Source organism: Mycobacterium sp. NGS51 (assembly GCF_059812525.1).
The window spans coordinates 22337-42233 of record NZ_JCALCV010000017.1 but is presented as its reverse complement, the minus strand read 5'-3'; the positions used below and the strand labels follow the sequence as shown (position 1 = coordinate 42233).

Annotated in this window: 20 protein-coding genes and 1 pseudogene; 11 read left to right on the top strand and 10 right to left on the bottom strand. The window is 66.0% G+C overall.

The annotated features are described in order from the left end of the window. Positions 1-60: 60 nt before the first annotated feature. From AC5Y5W_RS19455 to AC5Y5W_RS19430, 6 genes and pseudogenes are all read left to right on the top strand, one after another. On the top strand, positions 61-714 hold the full coding sequence (locus AC5Y5W_RS19455; protein ID WP_500012063.1) for a TetR/AcrR family transcriptional regulator: 654 nt from the start codon (positions 61-63) through the stop codon (positions 712-714). Positions 715-940: 226 nt separating this feature from the next. Next, on the top strand, positions 941-1810 hold the full coding sequence (locus tag AC5Y5W_RS19450) for a DUF427 domain-containing protein (RefSeq protein ID WP_500022522.1): 870 nt from the start codon (positions 941-943) through the stop codon (positions 1808-1810). A gap of 10 nt (positions 1811-1820) precedes the next feature. Next, a complete protein-coding gene (locus AC5Y5W_RS19445) occupies positions 1821-2252 on the top strand; it encodes a VOC family protein (RefSeq protein ID WP_500022521.1) in 432 nt (143 codons plus the stop codon). Between the two features lie 42 nt (positions 2253-2294). Then, positions 2295-2612: pseudogene (locus AC5Y5W_RS19440) on the top strand (TMEM175 family protein); the annotation flags it as partial. 333 nt (positions 2613-2945) lie between these two features. Beyond that, the gene (locus AC5Y5W_RS19435) at positions 2946-4031 is read left to right on the top strand and encodes a zinc-binding alcohol dehydrogenase family protein (protein ID WP_500022524.1); all 1086 of its coding nucleotides are present in this window, start codon (positions 2946-2948) and stop codon (positions 4029-4031) included. Positions 4032-4143: 112 nt separating this feature from the next. After that, the gene (locus AC5Y5W_RS19430) at positions 4144-4974 is read left to right on the top strand and encodes an SDR family NAD(P)-dependent oxidoreductase (protein WP_500012057.1); all 831 of its coding nucleotides are present in this window, start codon (positions 4144-4146) and stop codon (positions 4972-4974) included. A 96-nt stretch (positions 4975-5070) separates the two neighbouring features. Here the strand turns inward: AC5Y5W_RS19430 and AC5Y5W_RS19425 are convergent, their stop codons facing one another. The 3 genes from AC5Y5W_RS19425 to AC5Y5W_RS19415 are packed head-to-tail and all read right to left on the bottom strand — an operon-like array spanning position 5071 to position 8124. After that, complete coding sequence (locus AC5Y5W_RS19425; RefSeq protein ID WP_500012055.1) at positions 5071-5937, bottom strand: glycine betaine ABC transporter substrate-binding protein; 867 nt, start codon at positions 5935-5937, stop codon at positions 5071-5073. Beyond that, positions 5934-7115: an NAD(P)-dependent malic enzyme gene (locus AC5Y5W_RS19420; RefSeq protein WP_500012053.1), complete on the bottom strand. Its 1182-nt coding sequence runs from the start codon at positions 7113-7115 to the stop codon at positions 5934-5936. The genes AC5Y5W_RS19425 and AC5Y5W_RS19420 overlap by 4 nt, the downstream gene beginning before the upstream one ends. A gap of 19 nt (positions 7116-7134) precedes the next feature. Continuing rightward, positions 7135-8124, bottom strand: coding sequence for a malate dehydrogenase (locus tag AC5Y5W_RS19415; protein ID WP_500012052.1), 990 nt, complete (start codon positions 8122-8124; stop codon positions 7135-7137). Positions 8125-8278: 154 nt separating this feature from the next. Here AC5Y5W_RS19415 and corA point away from each other — a divergent pair, with 154 nt between their 5' ends. Beyond that, positions 8279-9370 (top strand): magnesium/cobalt transporter CorA, encoded by a 1092-nt coding sequence (gene corA, locus AC5Y5W_RS19410; RefSeq protein ID WP_500012050.1) that lies wholly within the window; start codon positions 8279-8281, stop codon positions 9368-9370. Between the two features lie 58 nt (positions 9371-9428). Here the strand turns inward: corA and AC5Y5W_RS19405 are convergent, their stop codons facing one another. The 6 genes from AC5Y5W_RS19405 to AC5Y5W_RS19380 form a co-directional block, all read right to left on the bottom strand. Continuing rightward, on the bottom strand, positions 9429-10022 hold the full coding sequence (locus AC5Y5W_RS19405; protein ID WP_500012189.1) for a suppressor of fused domain protein: 594 nt from the start codon (positions 10020-10022) through the stop codon (positions 9429-9431). 8 nt (positions 10023-10030) lie between these two features. Next, positions 10031-11212, bottom strand: coding sequence for an ABC transporter ATP-binding protein (locus AC5Y5W_RS19400; protein ID WP_500012048.1), 1182 nt, complete (start codon positions 11210-11212; stop codon positions 10031-10033). 4 nt (positions 11213-11216) lie between these two features. Next, complete coding sequence (locus AC5Y5W_RS19395) at positions 11217-12041, bottom strand: carbohydrate ABC transporter permease (RefSeq protein WP_500012187.1); 825 nt, start codon at positions 12039-12041, stop codon at positions 11217-11219. Between the two features lie 4 nt (positions 12042-12045). After that, positions 12046-12945, bottom strand: coding sequence for a carbohydrate ABC transporter permease (locus AC5Y5W_RS19390; protein ID WP_500012046.1), 900 nt, complete (start codon positions 12943-12945; stop codon positions 12046-12048). Beyond that, a complete protein-coding gene (locus AC5Y5W_RS19385) occupies positions 12942-14354 on the bottom strand; it encodes an ABC transporter substrate-binding protein (RefSeq protein WP_500012186.1) in 1413 nt (470 codons plus the stop codon). Before AC5Y5W_RS19385 ends, AC5Y5W_RS19390 begins: the two co-directional genes overlap by 4 nt. A gap of 111 nt (positions 14355-14465) precedes the next feature. Further along, positions 14466-14993 (bottom strand): YflT domain-containing protein, encoded by a 528-nt coding sequence (locus AC5Y5W_RS19380; RefSeq protein ID WP_500012044.1) that lies wholly within the window; start codon positions 14991-14993, stop codon positions 14466-14468. Positions 14994-15068: 75 nt separating this feature from the next. On the opposite strand from AC5Y5W_RS19380, the gene AC5Y5W_RS19375 reads away from it, so the two are divergent. Next, positions 15069-15560 carry a DUF4190 domain-containing protein gene (locus AC5Y5W_RS19375; protein ID WP_499886401.1) on the top strand — a complete coding sequence of 164 codons (492 nt, stop codon included), beginning with the start codon at positions 15069-15071 and terminating at the stop codon, positions 15558-15560. Between the two features lie 12 nt (positions 15561-15572). Here AC5Y5W_RS19375 and AC5Y5W_RS19370 read toward each other — a convergent pair whose 3' ends face one another. After that, on the bottom strand, positions 15573-16544 hold the full coding sequence (locus AC5Y5W_RS19370) for an HpcH/HpaI aldolase/citrate lyase family protein (protein ID WP_499886402.1): 972 nt from the start codon (positions 16542-16544) through the stop codon (positions 15573-15575). A gap of 24 nt (positions 16545-16568) precedes the next feature. Here AC5Y5W_RS19370 and AC5Y5W_RS19365 point away from each other — a divergent pair, with 24 nt between their 5' ends. From AC5Y5W_RS19365 to AC5Y5W_RS19355, 3 genes are all read left to right on the top strand, one after another. Next, positions 16569-17864 carry a magnesium transporter MgtE N-terminal domain-containing protein gene (locus AC5Y5W_RS19365; RefSeq protein ID WP_499886404.1) on the top strand — a complete coding sequence of 432 codons (1296 nt, stop codon included), beginning with the start codon at positions 16569-16571 and terminating at the stop codon, positions 17862-17864. Next, positions 17861-18406, top strand: coding sequence for a DUF1003 domain-containing protein (locus AC5Y5W_RS19360; RefSeq protein WP_499886406.1), 546 nt, complete (start codon positions 17861-17863; stop codon positions 18404-18406). The genes AC5Y5W_RS19365 and AC5Y5W_RS19360 overlap by 4 nt, the downstream gene beginning before the upstream one ends. Positions 18407-18539: 133 nt before the next feature. Further along, positions 18540-19895: a lytic transglycosylase domain-containing protein gene (locus AC5Y5W_RS19355; protein WP_499886408.1), complete on the top strand. Its 1356-nt coding sequence runs from the start codon at positions 18540-18542 to the stop codon at positions 19893-19895. Positions 19896-19897 lie beyond the last annotated feature (2 nt).

Sequence of the window (19897 nt, the reverse complement as noted above, 5' to 3'; positions counted from 1 at the left end):
ACAGTCGCGAACCCGACGACCAGTGACAACTCCCGATTGACGCGTGCCAAAGGCGTGCCCATGGTGTCCGACGACTCGCGATTGACCCGCAAGGGACAGGCAACTCGAGCTCGCATTGTCGACGCCGCCGCCAAGCTCATGTTCGAACGCGGTATCGCGGGCACCAGTATCGATCAGGTCCGCAGCGCCGCCGACGTCAGCGGCTCCCAGGTCGCGCATTACTTCAGAAATAAACGTGATCTGACTCGTCAGGTCGTTGCGGCCCGCCGCAATGATGTCGTGGCGTTTCATACCGCTCCCCCGCTGGCTCCGCTGGACAGCCTTGCAGCGCTGCAGGCCTGGGCTGACACCTGCGTGGCCGACGCCGACACCGTGTACCGGCGGGGCGGATGTGTTTATGGTTCGCTGGCCGGTGAGCTGATCGAAGCCGACGAGGATGTCCACCACGACATCGCCACCGGCTACGAGCAATGGATCGCGCTGTTTTGCGCCGGGCTCACGGCGATGCGCCGTCGGGGCGACCTGCGCCCCGACGCCGACCCCCGACATCTCGCCGTCGCACTGGTTGCCGCGCACCAGGGCGGGGCGATGCTGACCTACACCACCGGCAGTGCAGAGCCGCTGCGCGCCGCGGTCAATGCCGCCGTCGACTACGTGCGCTCTTTCGCGCCGGGCCGACTGGCGGCCGCAGCGCCGCGAACATCCGAACCCTGACTTTCGCACCCTCGTCGCGTCGCTCAGACGGGATCATTCTGCTGCTGGACAACCGTTGTGCAGATAACTCATAATATTGGGTTAGGTATCCCATTCCGGGAGGAGCACATGTCGGCCTGCGATCCGTCGCTTCCAACAGCTCGACCCGGCAATCTTTGACACCGCTTCGCTGGCGTCTTGGACGCCGTTCCGCGGCAATAGCTTTCCGCGCACGAAAGGAAATGCGATGGGTTTGGCATGGCAACAGGGGCCGTTGAACACCGGTTCATTAGGACACTTCCTCACACCGCAGCCACTGCCGGAGCGACTGCTCTATGCCGAGCCGTTGCGCCGCCGGATGCGTGTGCGGTTCGCCGACGAATGGATCGCCGACAGCGAAGATGTGGTGCTGCTGCACGAGCCGGGCCGCTATCCGGTGGCCTACTTCCCCCACCGCGACATCCGCCCCGACACGCTCGTCGATGAAGACCGGACCACTCAGCACCGCGAGTTCGGCAATGTGCAGTGGTTCTCCGTTCACGCAGCGGAGCACGTGGCCAATCACGCCGCCTGGCACTACCCGGCGTTACCCGACTACGCCGATATTCTCGGCGGGCGGGTAGCGTTCGCCTGGCGGGCGATGGACGCCTTCTACGAAGAAGACGACCGCATCGTCGGGCATGCCTCGGACTTCTACCACCGCATCGACGTCCGCAACACCTCACGTCATCTGGTGGTGCGCCACGGTGATCAGGTCATCGCCGATACCCGGGCACCGCTCGCCTTATACGAGTCCGGCTTTGCGCCGCGCTGGTACGTGCCCCGCGCTGACATTGATGAAGCAGCGCTGAATCCCGTTGACGGGCAGACCTTCTGCCCTTACAAAGGCCTGGCCAACTACTACAACATCGGGGACCGCAAACGCGCCGCATGGTCTTACGTCAACGCCTGGCCGGAGGTGGCCGCAGTGCGCAACCTGGTGTCCTTTGAACCCGACAAGATCGACGTCTACCTCGACGGCACCCAGCTGCACCTCGAGCCCGGTCAGACCGTGGTCTCCCACGGCATCGATCGCGGGCTGGACCCCGAAGAAATCCTGCAGAAAAGCGCGGTCTGAGGGTTCGGCGATGAAGGCACAACTGGAAGTCGTGATTTTGCCGGTCTCGGATCCCGATCGGTCGCTGCGGTTCTACCGCGACCAGGTGGGCTTCAGCCTCGACGTCGATTACGCCCCGTCAGCTGATTTCCGGGTCGTTCAATTGACACCCGCGGGTTCAGGAACGTCGATCCAATTCGGCGTGGGACTGAGCGACGCACCAGCGGGCTCGGTTCGCGGCCTCTACCTCGTGGTCTCCGATATCGAAGCGTCTCGACAGGAATTGGAGGACCGCGGAGTCACCGTCAGCGAGATCCGGCACAAGGACACCAACGGCGGCTGGCGCGGCGGCTTCCACCCCGGCATCGACCCGGGCCGCGCTGACTATGCGAGTTTTGCGGACTTCCAGGACCCTGACGGCAATGCCTGGGCCCTGCAAGAACGCGGTCACGTCCCGGCGTGACCACGTCGTCGATGCCGAGCTTGCCGGCAGTGCTGGTATTCGATGACGCCAGCGTCTGGCCATCGCACCAGGATGAAGCCGGAGACTGCGGTGACTGAGCGAAGAATCAGCCCAGACCGGCTCAGGCTGTTCTCCGATGCCGTGTTCGCGGTCCTCATCACGATCCTGGTTCTAAAGCTCAAGCCGCCCGACAGCGCCACCTTCGGTGCCCTATTACCGCTATGGCCAACAGGTTTGAGCTACGTGGTCAGTTACCTTTTCATCGCGATCGTCTGGGTCAACCACCATCACGTGCTCAGCTACGCGGAAGTGGCGACGCCCCGGCTGGTGTGGTCGAACTTCGCCCATCTCTTCTCCGTCTCGCTGATTCCCTTCACCACCGAATGGATCGCGGACAGCAGGCTGGCCGCGGCCCCGATGGTCCTCTATGCGGCTGTGTTCGTGTTCGTCGATGTCACCTACCTCGCACTCTGCTGGGAAGCCGTCGATCGGCCCGCTCGTGACGATGTGCCGACGCGTATGCGCCGGTTGCTGCGCATGCGATCGTTCATCACCATCGGTGTATTCGCCGCCGCGGCAGCGGTCGCGGTCAGATGGCCGGTGGCAGCGATGGGAATGGTTTGCCTGTGTCTGGCCGGATACTTGCGGCCGGATTTTCCAGTACCGAAAGCCACCCCGACGAGAGGAAAAGCAATGGAGATTGCCGGCAACCACGGTTCGCCGACGCCGAACCAACTGCCGACGGCCTCGGACCAACTGCCGACGGCGCCGGCGGTGGTGCGTGAGCAACCGGGGGGAGCCACCATGCGGGCGATCATCCTCGAGAAGTTTGGCGGGCTGGACAGTTTGGTCTACACCGATATCCCCAAACCGCTACCGAAAGACGGCGAAGTCGTCATCCAGGTCAAAGGATTCGGTGTCAACCACGCCGAGATGCACATGCGCCGGGGAGAATGGGCAGAGGCCGCCGAAGTAAGTGGCATCGAATGTGTCGGCATCGTCGAGTCGTGCCCCGGCGGGGAGTTTCCGGTGGGTGCCAAAGTCGCTGCACTCATGGGTGGCTTAGGGCGAACCATCAACGGCAGTTATGCCGAATACACCCGCGTGCGCGCCGGCAATGTCGCGCTCATCGAGTCCGACTTGCCGTGGTCGCAACTGGCTGCGCTGCCTGAAACCTATGCGACCGCCTGGACATGTCTGTTTCGCAACCTCAATCTCGCTGCCGGGCAAACCCTGGTGATCCGCGGTGCGACTTCATCTTTCGGTCAGGCTGCACTGAAAATGGCGGTCGCCGCCGGTGCGCGGGTCATAGCCACCACCCGCAGCCGTGAGCGTTTTCGCCTGCTCGAAACACTCGGCGCCGAACGCGTGGAATTGGAACGGCGCGACTTGGCTCAGCACATCGCCGAAGCCAAACAACTCGACGCAGTCCTTGATCTGGTCGGCAACAGCACCATTCTTGATTCGCTCGACATGTTGCGCCGCGGCGGCACCGCCTGTCTGGCGGGATGGTTGGGTGGACTGGCTCCGATCGCTGACTTCAATCCGCTCCTGCAGATGGCCAGCGGCGTGTACCTGTCGTTTTTCGGTAGTTTCGTCTTCGGCACGCCCGGCTTTCCGCTGTCTGATGTGCCGTTGGCAGACATCGCACGGCAAGTCGCCGACGGCCGCCTCGAGGCGACGCCGGCCCGGGTCTTCTCGTTCCACGAGATCCACGATGCCCACCGGGTCATGGAGGCCGGCGAAGCCAACGGAAAGCTGGTGGTCGTCGTCGAATGAGCGGCCGCTGGCCCGATCGGGTCCGCGAAGTCCTCACATCGACCCAGGCCCGCATAGGCCGTACCGGGGGTACCGACTAGCCTCGACGGCAATCAACGAACAAGGAGTATCCATGGAGGGTTTTGCCGGCAAGGTCGCCGCGGTCACGGGCGCGGGATCGGGCATCGGCCAGGCGCTAGCCATCGAGCTGGGCCGCTCGGGCGCCAAGTTGGCGATCAGCGACATCGACAGCGAAGGCCTGGCGCAGACCGAGGAGCGGCTCAAGGCCATCGGCGCACCCGTCAAAGCCGACCGCCTCAACGTCGCGGAACGCGAGTCCTTCCTGACCTACGCCGATGCCGTCAACGAGCATTTCGGCAAGGTGAACCAGATCTACAACAACGCCGGCATCGCATTCACCGGGGATATCGAGGTCAGCCAGTTCAAGGACATCGAACGGGTGATGGACGTCGACTTTTGGGGAGTCGTCAACGGCACCAAAGCGTTTCTGCCGCATCTGATCGCCTCCGGCGACGGACACGTCGTCAATATCTCCAGCATCTTCGGGCTGTTCTCGGTTCCCGGCCAAGCTGCCTACAACTCTGCCAAGTTCGCGGTCCGCGGCTTCACCGAGGCCTTGCGGCAGGAGATGGCACTCGCCAAGCATCCGGTGAAGGTGACCACCGTGCATCCCGGCGGCATCAAGACCGCGATCGCCCGCAACGCCACGGCGGCCGAAGGGATAGACGCCAATGAGCTGGCCCACTTTTTCGACACCCGACTTGTCTTCACCAGCCCGCAACGAGCGGCGCGGATCATTTTGGCCGCGGTCCGCAAGAACAAGCCACGGGTGCTGGTCGGCCCGGATGCCAAGGCGCTGGACCTGATCGTGCGCGCGACCGGCTCGGGTTACCAGGGACTGTTCTCCGCGGTAGTCGGCCGGATGCTGCCGTCGACGCGCTAGCCACCCGTCGTCCTGGCCGCCGCGAGCGTGCGCAAAACACGTGATTTCGGGCGGCGTGTCGGCCGGGGACACGCACGCTCGCGGCAAATAAAGGGGTTAGCGGCCGAGGGGGTGTTCGCCCAGCCACGCGTCGGCCACTTTTTGCGGGTCGGCGCCGTTGGCGACTTGGCGGCGCATGTCGACCAGCGCGGCGGTGTCCAACACACCGGCCACCTCGTTGATCGCCAGCAGCTGCCGATCAGTCAGCACGTTGCGCCGGTAGAGCGGCACCACGTTTTCGGCCTGCACCAACGCCGGCTTGCCGTCGGCCAGCACCACCACGTCGGCGGGCATGTCGGGTGCGGCGGTGGTGGTCCACGCCGCGGTGACCCGCCCATCCCGCAATGCGGCGAACATCGCTGCGGAATCAGGGAATTCGCGCGGAGCAGGCAATTGACACCGGCTCACCTTCGCGGGCGTCTGGATGCCGCGGATCGCCCCGATGACGAGGCCAGCACAGTGCCGCGGCAGTGCGCTGAGCTCAGTGCCGCCCCACGCCCTGGCGGTTGCCGGGGTCACCGCCAACGCGGGCTTGTCCTCGGCGGCGGTGGTGTAGTCGCCGGCCGCGATCCCCTCCGGCAGCACGCCGATCATCGCTCGGTAGACCTGCTCGTCTGATCGCACCTTCGCGCCCGGCTGAAAGACCTGTAACACCTGCCCGGTGAAGCCCGGAACGACGGTGAACGCTCCGGAATCCAACCCGGTCAGCGGGTCGGGCGCCGGCTCGTTGCGCGCCGGAAAACCGTACGAACGCAGCGCCCCGACGTAGATGTCGGCGAGCAGCACCGAGTCGGGATGCGATCCGACCACCAGCTCGCGCGGGTGATGTTGGGTGTCGCCGCATCCGGCCAGCGCCAATGCCGCGACGAGCACCACTGCGCAACACGCAGCGGCTCGCCGCCGAAAAACAAGCCGGGCGCTCACTCCGCGGTGTCTGCGGCGGCCGCCACCGCGGCGGCAACCGTCGGGCCGACCTTTGGCTCCAGCGGGCTCGGGACGATCCGGTCGGGTGCCAGGTCATCGGCGACGACCGAGACGATCGCCTCGGCCGCGGCCACCTTCATCTTTTCGGTGATCTTGCGGGCACCGGCATCCAGCGCGCCGAGGAACACCCCGGGGAAAGCCAGCACATTGTTGATCTGGTTGGGGAAATCACTTCGGCCGGTCGCGACAATGGCGGCGTGCCGGGCGGCCACATCGGGATGGACTTCGGGGTCCGGGTTCGACAACGCGAACACGATGCTCTCCGGGGCCATCGACGCGATCAGCTCTTCGGGCACCACGCCGGCGGATACGCCCAGGAAGACGTCGGCGCCCTTCAGGGCCTCCACCATGCCGCCAATGAGGCCGTCCGGATTGGTGCGCCGTGCCAAGTCGGCTTTGACAGTGGTCAGATCATCGCGGTCCGGATGCAGGATGCCGCGCGAGTCCAGCACGGTGATGTGCGAAATACCTGCGGCCATAAGGATTTTCGCGCAGGCCACGCCGGCCGCACCGACACCGGAGATCACCACGCGCAGCGAGGCCATGTCCCGCCCGAGTACTTTGGTGGCGCCGATCAGCGCCGCAAGCACCACGATGGCGGTGCCGTGCTGGTCGTCGTGCATCACCGGGCAGTCCAGCGCATCGATGAGGCGGCGTTCGATCTCGAAGCACCGCGGCGCCGAGATGTCTTCGAGGTTGACCGCGCCAAAGGTCGGCCGCAGCCGCACCAGCGTCTCGACGATCTCGTCGGGATCCTTGGTGTCCAGCACGATCGGGATCGAGTCCAGACCGGCGAATGCCTTGAACAGCGCGCTTTTGCCCTCCATCACCGGCAGCGCTGCCGCCGGCCCGATGTCGCCGAGGCCCAGCACCGCGCTGCCGTCGCTGACCACGGCCACCAGTCGGTTCGCCCAGGTGTAGCGGGCCGCCAGGGTGTGATCGGCGGCGATCGCGCGACTGACCTGTGCCACGCCGGGGGTGTAAGCGATCGACAGCGCGCGCTGGGTGTCGAGCGGAGCCCGCAACTGCACGGCAAGCTTCCCGGCTACATGAGCCTCGAAGATCTCTTCGTCTGTTAAGACGATATGCGGGCTGTCCGCAGGGATGCTTTCAGACACTGCCTCAGGGTACTGCCGCTCAGATCAGGCCAAGATCGGTGACCGCGGTGCGCTCGTCGGCAAGCTCAGCGGTCGACTTGTCGATCCGGCCGCGGGAAAACTCGTCGACGTCCAGGCCACTCACGATGCTCCAGTTGCCGTCCTTGGTGGTCACCGGGAACGACGAGATCAAGCCTTCCGGCACGCCGTAGGAGCCGTCGGAGATGACCGCCATCGACACCCAGTCACCTGCCGGGCTACCCAGCAGCCAGTCGCGGGCAGCGTCCACGGTTGCCGAGGCCGCCGAAGCCGCCGAGGAGGCTCCCCGCGCGTCGATGATGGCCGCTCCGCGCTTGGCGACGGTCGGGATGAAGTCGTTCTCAATCCAGCTCTGGTCGTTGACCACCTCGGCGGCGCTGCGGCCGTTGATTTCGGCGTGGAAGATGTCGGGGTACTGGGTGGCCGAGTGGTTGCCCCAGATCGTCATCTTCTTGATGTCGGTGACCGCCGCACCGGTCTTCTGGGCCAGTTGCGAGATCGCCCGGTTGTGGTCGAGGCGGGTCAGCGCCGAGAACCGCTCCCGCGGAATGTCGGGGGCGTTGCTCATCGCGATCAGCGCGTTGGTGTTGGCCGGGTTACCGGTGACACCGATGCGGATGTCGTCGGCGGCGACCTCGTTGAGGGCTTTGCCCTGCGCGGTGAAGATCGCGCCGTTGGCCTCCAACAGGTCGCTGCGCTCCATGCCCGGCCCGCGCGGACGTGCGCCGACGAGCAGCGCGAGGTTCACACCGTTGAAGATCTTGTTCGGGTCCGCGCCGATCTCGACGCCGGCCAGCAGCGGGAAAGCGCAGTCGTCGAGTTCCATCACGACGCCCTCGAGCGCCTTGAGGGCAGGCTCGATTTCGAGCAGGTGTAGCTCGATCGGGCGGCCGGGCCCCAGCAGCGAGCCGCTCGCGAGGCGGAACAACAGGCTGTAGCCGATCTGACCGGCGGCACCGGTGACGGCGACCTTGAGGGGAGTTGTGCTCACGTCGTTGGCTCCTTGTGCAGGGTTGCGTCGGGTCGAAACTAGCGCACCGAAGCCGGCCGGCAATCCCCCGGTCCCCCGAGCGGCTCACAGGCAGTGCCACGCTGCGGCGCGTAGCATTGCCGACGCTTGGTCAGCTGCGGCGGGAGGTGACCCGATGCCATCGTTTCGAGGGTTGTCACCATCACTGCGGCCGGTCGCCCGGCCTAAGGTCACCGCTTCTGGCACGCCGCCGGTTACCCAGGTCATGGTCGACTGCGGTGTCTACGTCGACGGGGTGCGACTGGCCGGCACCTATACCCACGCCGAGGCGCTGGCCCAGGTACACGAGGTCGAGCAGACCGGCCAGAACGCATTCGCCTGGATCGGATTGCACGAGCCCGATGAACGCCAGATGCAGGATGTGGCCGACGTTTTCGGGATCCATCCACTGGCCGCCGAGGACGCGGTCCACGCCCATCAGCGACCCAAACTGGAGCGCTACGACGAGACTCTTTTCCTGGTTCTCAAGACGGTCAATTACGTTCCGCACGACTCGGTGGTGCTGGCGCGCGAGATCGTCGAGACCGGCGAGATCATGATCTTCGTCGGCAAGAATTTCGTGGTCACTGTCCGGCACGGCGAACACGGCGGGCTTTCCGAGGTGCGCAAGCGAATGGACGCCGAGCCCGGCCACATGCGGCTGGGGCCCTATGCAGTGATGCACGCGATTGCCGACCGGGTGGTGGACCACTACCTGGCGGTCACCAACCTGATGGAAACCGACATCGACACGATCGAGGAGGTGGCGTTTGCGCCCGGCCAGCGCACCGACGTCGAACCGATCTACCACATCAAACGCGAGGTCGTCGAGCTGCGCCGCTGCGTCAACCCGCTCTCGATTCCGTTCCAGCGGATGCAGACCGAACACAAGGACTTGATCTCCAAAGAGGTACGGCGCTATCTGCGGGACGTCGCCGACCACCAGACCCACGCCGCTGACCAGATCGCCGGCTACGACGAAATGCTCAGCTCGCTGGTGCAGGCCGCGCTGGCCCGGGTCGGCATGCAACAGAACACCGATATGCGCAAGATGTCGGCCTGGGCCGGCATCATCGCAGTGCCCACCATGATCGCCGGGATCTACGGCATGAATTTCGATTGGATGCCCATCCTGCACCGCCCCTGGGGCTATCCGGTGGTGCTTGCGGTGATGGCCACGTTTTGTGTGGTCTTGTACCGCACCTTCCGCCGCAACCGCTGGCTCTAACGGCGAGCAGACGCAAAAGCACCCAATTTCGGTGAGAATCCGGGACTTTTGCGTCTGCTCACGCGGAAGCGGCGCGACGGTTGGGGTCCAGAACGTCGACGCCGTCGGTCTGCCAGGCCTCCCGCATGGCGTCGGCGCCCTTCAGTCGCACCCAGGCCGCCTCGGTCGCGGTGATCGGCGTCGCCGTGACAAAGCTCACCGGATCGCGGGGCGGATCCAGCGGCAACTCGGCAATATCGCTGCGGCCCAACAACACCGCGGTGAACGGTGCCCGCCCGGAGGGCCGCGTCCACAGCGGCGAACCGAGGTCGATCAGGGCGTCCGGCACCAAAACCACGCCCTCGACCGCGGGAGTTGCCGCTACCACTGCCAGGCTTCGGGCCAGCCCGGCGGCCGGCCCGGGATCATGCAGCTGCAGAACGACTTCGGCGCGCGGACCACGCAGCGGATCGGCCAGCAGCACCGTTGGATCGACCATCGGATGCCGCGAGCAGCCCAGCGACACATAGTGCACCATCCCGTCCGCGGCGGCCCGGAAGCGCAGCACCTCGATGGGCTGGGCACCCACAAACGTCACGCTGGCGACGTCGGGCTCCGCCTCGACGCCCGCTGCGGCAAAGTGGGCGCGCACATGCGCACGCACTTTGGTCAGCTCCGGTGTCACTCGACTTCGGGTGGTGGCGGAACGGTCAGATTGACGCCCGAATCGGCATCGAAGATTGCCAATTTCAGGGTGTCGAACGCCAATTCGATGGACTGTCCTTTGGCGGCCTTGGACTCCGACGGGACCCGCGCCACGAATTCGTGTTGGTCGCTGCTGGATTCGGCGTCGTCGTCGGCCAACTGGTCTGAGTGCACCGCGGCGCCCTCGGTGGTGAAGTACACGTATTTGTCTGCTCCCAGCGACTCGACCAGGTCGACCTTGGCCTCGAAGACCAGCGCTCTGATGCGCTGATAGCCGTCGATCAGGGCGGCATCAGCCAGATGCTCCGGGCGGATGCCTACGATCACGTTGTCCGGCGCAGGGTGCTGCGCGAGGACGTCGTGCACCGGCTGGGTCAGCGTCACCTCACCGAACGGCAGGTTCAGTCCGGTGGGCGTCAGGGTGGCCGGGAAGAAGTTCATCGCCGGGGAGCCGATAAAGCTGGCGACGAACAAGTTGGCCGGCCGCTCGTACAGCTCGTCGGGGGTGCCGATCTGCTGCGCCACCCCGCCGCGCATCACCACCACCCGATCGCCCAGCGTCATCGCTTCGGTCTGGTCGTGGGTGACATAGACGGTGGTGGTACCCAGTCGCCGTTGCAGTCTGGCGATCTCCCCGCGCATCTGTACACGGAGTTTGGCGTCCAGGTTCGACAGCGGTTCGTCCATCAGAAATGCCTTGGGATGACGCACGATGGCCCGGCCCATCGCGACCCGCTGACGCTGACCACCCGACAATTGGGACGGCTTGCGATCCAGAAAGTCAGTCAGGTCAAGGATTTTCGCAGTCTCCTCAACCTTCTGGGCGATCTCCGCTTTCTTCATCTTGGCCAAGGTCAGTGGGAAGGCGATGTTCTGCCGCACCGTCATATGCGGGTAGAGCGCGTAGGACTGGAACACCATCGCGATATCGCGGTCCTTGGGGGGCTTCTCGTTGACCCGCTCGCCGCCGATTCGCAGCTCGCCGGATGAAATATCCTCCAGTCCGGCAATCATATTCAGCGTTGTGCTCTTGCCACAGCCGGACGGCCCGACCAGAATGACGAACTCGCCGTCGGCGATGTCAAGGCTCAGCTCCTTCACGGCCGTCGCGCCGTCGGGGTAACTCTTGGTCACGTGAGCCAACACAATCTCGGCCATCGAGTTACCCCTTCACCGCGCCGGAGGTCAAGCCAGCAACAATTCGTCGTTGGAAGATTAGAACAAAAACGATGATCGGGACGGTGATCACCATCGCGCCGGCCGCGATCGAACCGGTCGGTTCCTCGAATTGCGAACTTCCGGTGAAGTTGGCGATCGCCACCGGCGCAGTGATCGCCGCCTTGGTTGCCGTCAACGACAACGCCAGTAGCAGGTCGTTCCAGGCGAAGATGAACACCAGGATCGCGGCGGTGACGATCCCCGGTGCGGCGAGCGGCGCGATCACCTTGCGGAAGGCCTGACTCGGGGTGGCGCCGTCCATCTTGGCGGCCTTCTCCAGATCCCAAGGTATTTCCCGGAAAAACGCCGATAGTGTGTAGATGGCCAACGGCAACGCGAAGGTGATGTAAGGAATGATCAGGCCCGGCCAGGTGTCGAACAGGCCGAGGCTACGTTCGATGTTGAATATTGGTGTGACGAGCGAAATCTGCGGGAACATCGCGATCAGCAGGGCCGCACCGATCAGCAGATTCTTGCCCGGGAACGCCAGCCTCGCCACCGCGTACGCCGCCATCGCGCCGATCACCACCGCAATCGCCGTCGTGATCACCCCGATTCCGATGGAATTGACCAGCGCCGAGCTGAAGAAGTTGCCGTGAAAGATCCCTCGATAGTTGTCAAAGGTCACCGAGTCCGGAATCAGCTTGCCGTCCTTGACCGTTGACGTCGACTTGAGCGACAACGACAAGATCCACAGCACCGGAAACAGCGCGTAGAGCACCACCAAGGTGTCGATCACCACCCAGCTGGTGGCCCGCCGGACATCGATCCGCTCAGCCATCGCCGTCACCACCGGGGGCCGAGGCGCCGAACACCTTGACGAACAGCAACGCGATGATGGCCACGCACACGAAGATCAACACCGAAATCGCCGATCCCAGGCCAACATTGAAGGCTTTGAACAAGTTGTCGTAGCCCAGGATCGACACCGAACCGGTGTCGTTGGAGCCACCGGTGAGCACATAGATGTTGTCGAAGATCCGAAACGCATCCAGGGTGCGGAACAGCAATGCGACCAGGATCGCCGGTTTGATCAACGGCAGGATGATCTTGACCAGCCGTCGCCACGCGCCGGCACCGTCGACTTGGGCGGCCTTCAACAGGTCATCGGGCACCAACGCCAGCCCCGCCAGCAGCAACAGCGCCATGAACGGCGTCGTCTTCCAAACCTCGGCGAGGATCACGATGCCCAGCGACGGGATCTGTTGGGTCAGTGGGGCGCTACCCTGCGGCAGCAGGTTGGCCAGGTAACCAGTCCCCGGCGTCCAGGCGTAGTACCAACTGTAGGAAGCAGCCACCGTGACGATGCCGTAGGGAATCAGCACTGCGGTGCGCACCAGACCTTTACCGACCAGACTTCGGTGCATCACCAGTGCCAATGACAAGCCCAACACGAACTCGACCGCCACCGAGATCACCGTGATCGCCGACGTCACGGCCAACGCGGTCCACCACAACCGATCGGAAAGGATGGTCTGGTAATTGGCCAGCCCGACGAATGCGGTCTGGCTGGGTGTCGTGAAGTTATAGCGCTGCAGGCTCAGCCATACCGCGTAGCCGATCGGGTACGCCGTCACCGCCAGCATCAGGATCACCGCAGGGGCGACGAGGAAGAACGCCAACCGCCGCTCCGCCGTGCGGTTCTCGGTGGAAGCGGCAGCGGTCGCGGTCACGGGATCAGCCCCTTGCCGTCAATAGCTTTCTGCACCTGCCTGGTGAGCTGGTCGGCCGTGTGCTCGGGATCGATCTTGGTGATCGGAGCCAGCGTCGCCGAGATCCGCGTGGACACGGCCTGATAGACCGGTGTCACCGGCCGCACCGCGGCGTTGGTGAGCTGCCGGCGAATAACGTCATACATCGGGAACTTGGCCTGAAACTGCGGATCGGAGTACAGCGACGTGCGTACCGCCGGCAAGCCGCCTTCGATCGAGACGTACTTCTGGTTGGGCAGACTGCGCAGACAGCGCACCGCCTCGAAAGCTTCCGCCCGGTGCCGCGTCGTCTTGGCCACTGCCAGGTTCAGCCCGCCGATCGTCACCTTGGCCGGCCGGCCGGGCTGCACATCCGGATAGGGAGCGAACCCGAACACCGACTTGGCGGCTTGATAAGCGGCGCGGAACTGCTGATCGGTCGGCGCGAAACCGCCCAGTTTGTCGATGCTGCCGGCCAACTCCGGTCGCTGGTTCAGCGGTAAAAACCGCACGCCGCCTTTGACCGCGTTCTCCAGCAAGGACGGCAGCACGAACGGCCAGTTGACCTCCAACGCGGCCTTGCCTTCCTCGAACGCCAACCGTGCGGTGCCTTCGTCGGTCTGGGTGATCGACGGGTCGGCGCCCGGCGCGGTGGCCACCGACCTCAGAATCTGCAACGCCTTGACGGTCGCCGCCCGGTGGGCGGGCGTGTCGGTCAACGTGACGGTCTTGCCGTCATCGGACAGCACCTGTCCCCCGGCGCTGACCAGCAGCGTGTTGAACCATGCCACCAGCCCCTCATACTGCTTGGCCTGCACGGCAATCCAACTGGGTTTATCGGCGGCGTGCAACCGGGTTGCCTCCGCCACCATGGCGTCCCAAGTGGTCGGCGGCTTGTCCATCAAATCCGCGCGATACCAAAGCAATTGGGTGTTCGTCGTCATCGGCGCGGCGTACAGCGTGTGCTGTCGACGGGCCGTGGCCAGCGGTCCCGGCAGCGTGTCGGACGTGGCGTCGGCCTCCGCTCGTCCGGCCGGATCCTCGGACAGCGGCAGGGCCCATCCCGCGTCGGCGAATTCTGCGGTCCACACCACGTCGAGGGCCATCACGTCCAACGTGCGGTCATTACCGGTGAGCCGACGGGCCAGTTGCAACCGCTGGTCGTCGGCTGAGCGGGGCAGGCTGAACTGCCGAATGGCGAACCGCCCGCCGAACTGGCCGGTGCAGCGCTGAGCGATCTCGGTGAACGTCGCGCCTTCGTTGGCCGGGGTGTAGAGGCTGATCACCACGCCGTTGTCAGCCGATCCGCACGACGACAACACCGACGCGGTGGTCAACGCCGCCAACGCAGCCGCAGCCAGCCTGCGTGGGCGCCAGCGACGCTTCGCCACCACACCTGCCTCTCGTCCGTCCCCCCCGTGGCCCCGCGCCAGAACGGTAGAGCGAGGTGCGCGTGAGATGCAACACGTCGGCGGGCGCGTCGCGCTCGTCGGCGCTGCTATTCAGATCGCCAGGTGTGCGAGCAGATCGCGGGCCTTCTCGGCATTCTGCGGATCGCACAACACGTCGTATCGACCGGCGACCAATTGCATCGTCGAGCTGAAATCCCGGGTGCCGCGCGCCATCGCATAGGGGACCGCGGAGGTGATCAAGCCGAAGAACACCCCGGCAACCAGACCGGTGCCCAGCGCGCCCCAGGGGTTGGGGCTGAAGAAGCCGAGGATCAAACCGATGAACAGGCCCAGCCAGGCGCCGGTCAACACGCCGCCGCCGAGCACCTTGGGCCACGTCAGCCGGCCGGTGACCCGCTCGACCTGCATCAGGTCGACGCCCACGATCGTCACTTGCTGCACCGGGAATTCTCGCTCGGACAGGTAGTCCACCGCTCGCTGCGCCTCGGCGTAGGTGGGATAGGAGCCGACCGGCCAGCCTTTCGGCGGGGTCGGCAATCCGGGCGCGCCGCGGCGGCCCGCGGCCGGGCCGGCGGATGTGGCACCGGGAACCTGTCCCGGCTGGTAAGGGCTGGTCATGCTCCCATTCTCCTCTGCCGACGCGGTGGCGGACGGTGCGGCCGTCAACCGCCCGCATCATTTAGGTTGAACAGCATGACAGTTCCCGGCGGCGACTCCGGCGAGAAGCCGCAAGGCGAACCAGACCAACCTTCGCAGCCTGGACAGACGCCGTTTGGTCATCCGCCGCCCTATCCGCCGACGCCGCCGCAGTACGGCGGGCCGCCGCCGGGGTACAGCCAGCCCTACCCGGGTGGCCCGGGCGGCTACGCCGGACCTCCGCCGCCCTGGTATCCCGACCCGTACGATCCCTACCGCGCTGTCCGGCCGACGGGTACCAACCCGTTGGCGATCGCATCGCTGGTTACCTCGATCATGGGATTTCCGCTGCTGTTCGTCTGCTACATCGGGATCGGAGGCTGGATCGCCGGGATCGTGCTGGGCATCGTCGCGCTCGGTCAGATCAAGCAGACTCAGCAAGACGGATACGGCCTGGCCGTGGCGGGCATCGCTGTCGGTGCCGTCGCGCTGCTGCTGGCGGTAATCGGCCTGATCGTGTTCTTCGGCCTGGTCGCCGCATCGGCCTGAGCCGTACGGGCTTTAGCCGCCCGGCGGCACGAAGGAGTCCGATTGGCGCCGCATGCCTGCTGCGCGTCCCTTGGCCGCGATCACCAGCGCCATCTTTCGGCTGGCTTCGTCGATCATCTCCTCTCCGAGCATGACCGCGCCGCGGGCACCGCCCGCGCTGGAGGTGTGCCATTCGTAGGCTTCCAGGATCAGCTCGGCGTGGTCGTACTCGTCTTGGCGGGGGCTGAAGATTTCGTTGCCGGCAGCGATCTGGTCGGGGTGCAGGACCCATTTGCCGTCGTAGCCCAGGGCCGCCGAGCGGCCCGCCACCCGCCGGAACGCCTCGATATCGCGGACCTTGAGATAGGGCCCGTCGACGGCGGCAACGCCGTGGGCGCGCGCTGCCACCAAAATCGTCATCAATGCGTGGTGGTAGGCGTCGCCGACGTCGTAGCCCTCCGGCTGTTCGCCGACGACCAGCGTGCGCATGTTGAGGCTGGCCATCAAATCAGCGGGACCGAGCACCAGCGCCTGTACCCGCGGCACGGCCGCGATCGCGCCGACATTGCACAGACCCCGGGCGTCTTCGATCTGCGCGTCGATACCGATGCCGCCGACCGGAAGGTCATGAAGCGTCTCCAACTGGGTCAGCAACAGATCGAGTGCCTGGACATGTGAGACATCGGAGACCTTGGGCAGCACAACGACATCGAGTTTCGCGTCGGGTGCAGCACCGACGGCCGACACCACTTCGATGATGTCGGCGTGGGTCCACGGCGTGGTCCAGCCGTTGACCCGAACGCCGCGCAGTTGTCCGGCCCAACCCGGCCCGGCGAGCGCGGCGGCCACCCGGGAACGGGCCGGCGCCTTCGCTTCCGGCGCAACGGCGTCCTCCAAATCGAGAAACACCTCGTCGGCCGGCAGACCTTTGGCCTTGTCGATCATCTTCTGGCTGCTGCCCGGAACCGACAGGCAGGTCCGGCGGGGCCGATAGGCGTTATTCACCGTTCCACTCCTACAGTTTGAACCATGACGTCGATCAACCGGGTGTACGCGGCGCGGCTGGCGCGAATGCTGGTACTCGGCCCGATGGGCGAGTCGCTCGGCCGCGTGCGCGACGTCGTGGTCAGCATCAGCATCGTGCGCCAACAGCCACGTGTGCTTGGCCTCGTCGTCGATTTGCCTTCCCGCCGAAGGATTTTCGTGCCGATCGGTCGAGTGTCGGCGATTGAACCCAATGCGGTGACGCTCAATACCACCAGCCTGTCGTTGCACCGGTTCGAGCAGCGGCCCGGCGAGGTGCTGGCACTGGGTCAGATTCTCGATACCAAAGTGCGGGTCAACGACCCAGAGTTGCCGCAGCTGGCCGACACCGAGGTGGTGATCACCGACCTCGGCATCGAGCAAACCCGAACCCGCGACTGGATGGTGACCCGGCTCGCCGTCCGCAATCAGCGCCGGCTGGGCCGCCGGGCGAACGTCTACGTCGTCGACTGGCACAACGTGGTGGGCCTGACCCCGTCAGCACTGGCGATGCCCGGCCAAGGCGTGGCGCAGTTGCTGCACCAGTTCGAAGAATGGCGGCCGATCGAAGTGGCCGACGCTCTGCGTGAACTGCCGCCGAAGCGGCGCTACGAGGTGGTCACCGCGCTCGACGACGACCGGCTCGCCGACATCTTGCAGGAGCTCCCTGAAGACGACCAGGCCGATGTGCTCAGGCAGCTGGGCACCGAGCGCGCCGCCAGCGTGCTCGAGGAGATGGATCCCGACGATGCCGCCGACCTGCTCGGCGCAATGAATCCGACCGATGCCGAGCTGTTGCTGGGCCGGATGGACCCGGGGGAATCCGATCCGGTGCGACGGCTGCTGAAGCACTCACCCAACACCGCCGGCGGCTTGATGACGTCGAATCCGGTAGTGCTGGGACCCGACACGTCGGTTGCTGAGGCGCTGGCCCGGGTCCGCGATCCCGACGTCACGCCGGCGTTGTCGTCGCTGGTGTTCGTGGTGCGCCCGCCCACTGCCACGCCGACCGGCCAGTATCTGGGTTGTGTGCCGCTGCAGCGGCTGCTGCGTGAGCCGCCGGCCGCGTTGACCGGCGGGATCATCGACACCGACTTGCCGTGGTTGGCGCCGGAAACCTCGCTGGCCGCGCTGACCCGCTACTTCGCTGCCTACAACCTGGTCTGCGGGCCGGTCGTCGATGAACAGAACCACCTGCTGGGTGCAGTGACGGTCGACGACGTGCTCGACCACTTGCTGCCGCATGACTGGCGCGAAAGTACCGAGGAACCCGCGCTGAATGCGGCCGGAGGGGCGCCGTGAGCAAATCATCGGCACGGCAACGGCTCTACACGCCGCGGACCTCGCGAATTTTCGCGCCGCGGGTGGACCCCGAGACCGTCGGGCAGGTCACCGAATCGGTCGCGCGCTTCTTCGGCACCGGCCGGTATCTCCTCATCCAGACCCTCGTGGTGGTGGCCTGGATCGTGCTCAACGTGTTCGCGGTCCGACTGCGCTGGGACCCGTACCCGTTCATTCTGCTGAACTTGGCTTTTTCCACCCAGGCCGCCTACGCGGCGCCGCTGATTCTGCTGGCTCAGAACCGCCAGGAGAACCGGGACCGGGTGACCTTCGAAGAGGATCGCCGGCGCGCCGAGCAGACCAAGGCCGACACCGAGTATCTGGCCCGCGAGTTGGCCGCATTGCGGTTGTCCATCGGCGAAGTGGCAAAAACGCGCGAATACCTGCGCCATGAGCTGGAAAGTCTGCGGGTCCTGTTGGAGGAGCGGCAACCGGAAGGCGCGGACACCGCCGCGGTGCGTGCCGGCGACGGCAGCGACGGTCGCGCCAAGAAATCGAGCTAGCCGGAATACAGGCTCACATACTCCGCCATTGTTGCCACTGGCGTCACAACTGTTATGTATGGTGACTTAGTTCACGGGGCCGGCATGGCGTCGGGAGCACCCGGATACGACTCGAATACTCAAGGACGGTCGAGTGCGCATAGGGGGACGCTGGGATGCACGCCCGGCCCTAGCCCGGCGTGCCGCCCACCTGCGTGAGGCGGTGCAGCGGTCCGCTACTCGTGTAGCCGGGACGCCGGCATTCGGTCTTGCGGTGATCATCCCGCTGGTGCTGGCCGGGGCGGTCGGTGGTGCGCCGCCGTTCCCCGCCGCCACACACACAGTTCGCGACACCGGCATCACGCCGGTCGCGGCCGTGGCACCCGCGCCGCGTGACCTTTCCGGCCCATCGGTCATCGCTGTCGCGCGTCCACCGGATGCCTTCCACATCGCGGCGGCCACCGCGACGGCTCCGCCGCCAACCGTGGTCGTGAGCGCGCCGGGCGCACTGCGCATCCCGACGATGGCGCTATCGGCGTACCGCAACGCCGAGCAGATGATGGCGAGCTCCTACCCGGCGTGCGGCATCAGCTGGAATCTGCTGGCCGGGATCGGGCGCATCGAGTCGATGCACGCCAACGGCGGGGCCACCGACGCCCGCGGCACCGCGGTACGGCCGATCTATGGACCCACGCTGGATGGCACCCTGCCCGGTAACGAGGTCATCGTGCAGGGCAATGCCGGAGGCCGGGTCACCTACGCCCGCGCGATGGGGCCGATGCAGTTCCTGCCCGGCACGTGGGCGCGTTATGCCTCAGACGGCGACCGCGACGGCGTGGCGGATCCACAGAACCTGTACGACTCGACGTTGGCCGCCGCCCGCTACCTGTGCAGCGGCGGACTGAACTTGCGGGATTCGACCCAGGTGATGTCGGCGATCCTGCGGTACAACAACTCGATGCCGTATGCCCGCAACGTGCTGGGCTGGGCGGCCGCGTACGCCACCGGCGTCGTGCCGGTCGACCTGCCGCCGCTGACCGGGCCGGCGCCGCCGATCGCCGACCCGCGTCTCGAGCATCTCGAGCACCCGGAAGGCCTTGGCCCCGGCTTGCCGCTCAACATGCACGGCCTGCCCTCCACCGACCCGTTGTCGCGGTCGCCGCTGATCGATCTCAGCCAGTCCGCCGCGCCGACCCAACAACCGATGTGGCCATGGCAGTCGCCCGCTCCTCGCCCCGCTACCTGCACGGTGATCTGCATCGGGGCACAAGAGGCGGCGCCGGCGCAACAGCCGTCGACGCCACCGTGGCTCGCCCCGCCGCCAGCTGAGCCCCCGGCTCCGGCTGCCGTACCTCCGGCCCCCGCCGCCCCGCCGGGCCCGCCGGCCGCGCCCGCACCCCCGGCACCTGCTGCCGCGCCTGCCGCGCCATCACCGGCCGGACCGCCACCGGCCGCCGCGCCAGCAAACCCGCCGTCCGGACCGGGGCCCTTACCTGGCCCAACCGGCTGACT

Excerpts from the sequence above, each read along its gene's own strand:
- AC5Y5W_RS19435 (WP_500022524.1), top strand. The coding sequence starts at position 2,946 with ATGGAGATTGCCGGCAACCACGGTTCGCCGACGCCGAACCAACTGCCG.
- corA (WP_500012050.1), top strand. The coding sequence starts at position 8,279 with ATGCCATCGTTTCGAGGGTTGTCACCATCACTGCGGCCGGTCGCCCGG.
- AC5Y5W_RS19445 (WP_500022521.1), top strand. The coding sequence starts at position 1,821 with ATGAAGGCACAACTGGAAGTCGTGATTTTGCCGGTCTCGGATCCCGAT.
- AC5Y5W_RS19455 (WP_500012063.1), top strand. The coding sequence starts at position 61 with ATGGTGTCCGACGACTCGCGATTGACCCGCAAGGGACAGGCAACTCGA.
- AC5Y5W_RS19380 (WP_500012044.1), bottom strand. The coding sequence starts at position 14,993 with ATGACCAGCCCTTACCAGCCGGGACAGGTTCCCGGTGCCACATCCGCC.
- AC5Y5W_RS19430 (WP_500012057.1), top strand. The coding sequence starts at position 4,144 with ATGGAGGGTTTTGCCGGCAAGGTCGCCGCGGTCACGGGCGCGGGATCG.
- AC5Y5W_RS19400 (WP_500012048.1), bottom strand. The coding sequence starts at position 11,212 with ATGGCCGAGATTGTGTTGGCTCACGTGACCAAGAGTTACCCCGACGGC.
- AC5Y5W_RS19365 (WP_499886404.1), top strand. The coding sequence starts at position 16,569 with ATGACGTCGATCAACCGGGTGTACGCGGCGCGGCTGGCGCGAATGCTG.
- AC5Y5W_RS19450 (WP_500022522.1), top strand. The coding sequence starts at position 941 with ATGGGTTTGGCATGGCAACAGGGGCCGTTGAACACCGGTTCATTAGGA.
- AC5Y5W_RS19375 (WP_499886401.1), top strand. The coding sequence starts at position 15,069 with ATGACAGTTCCCGGCGGCGACTCCGGCGAGAAGCCGCAAGGCGAACCA.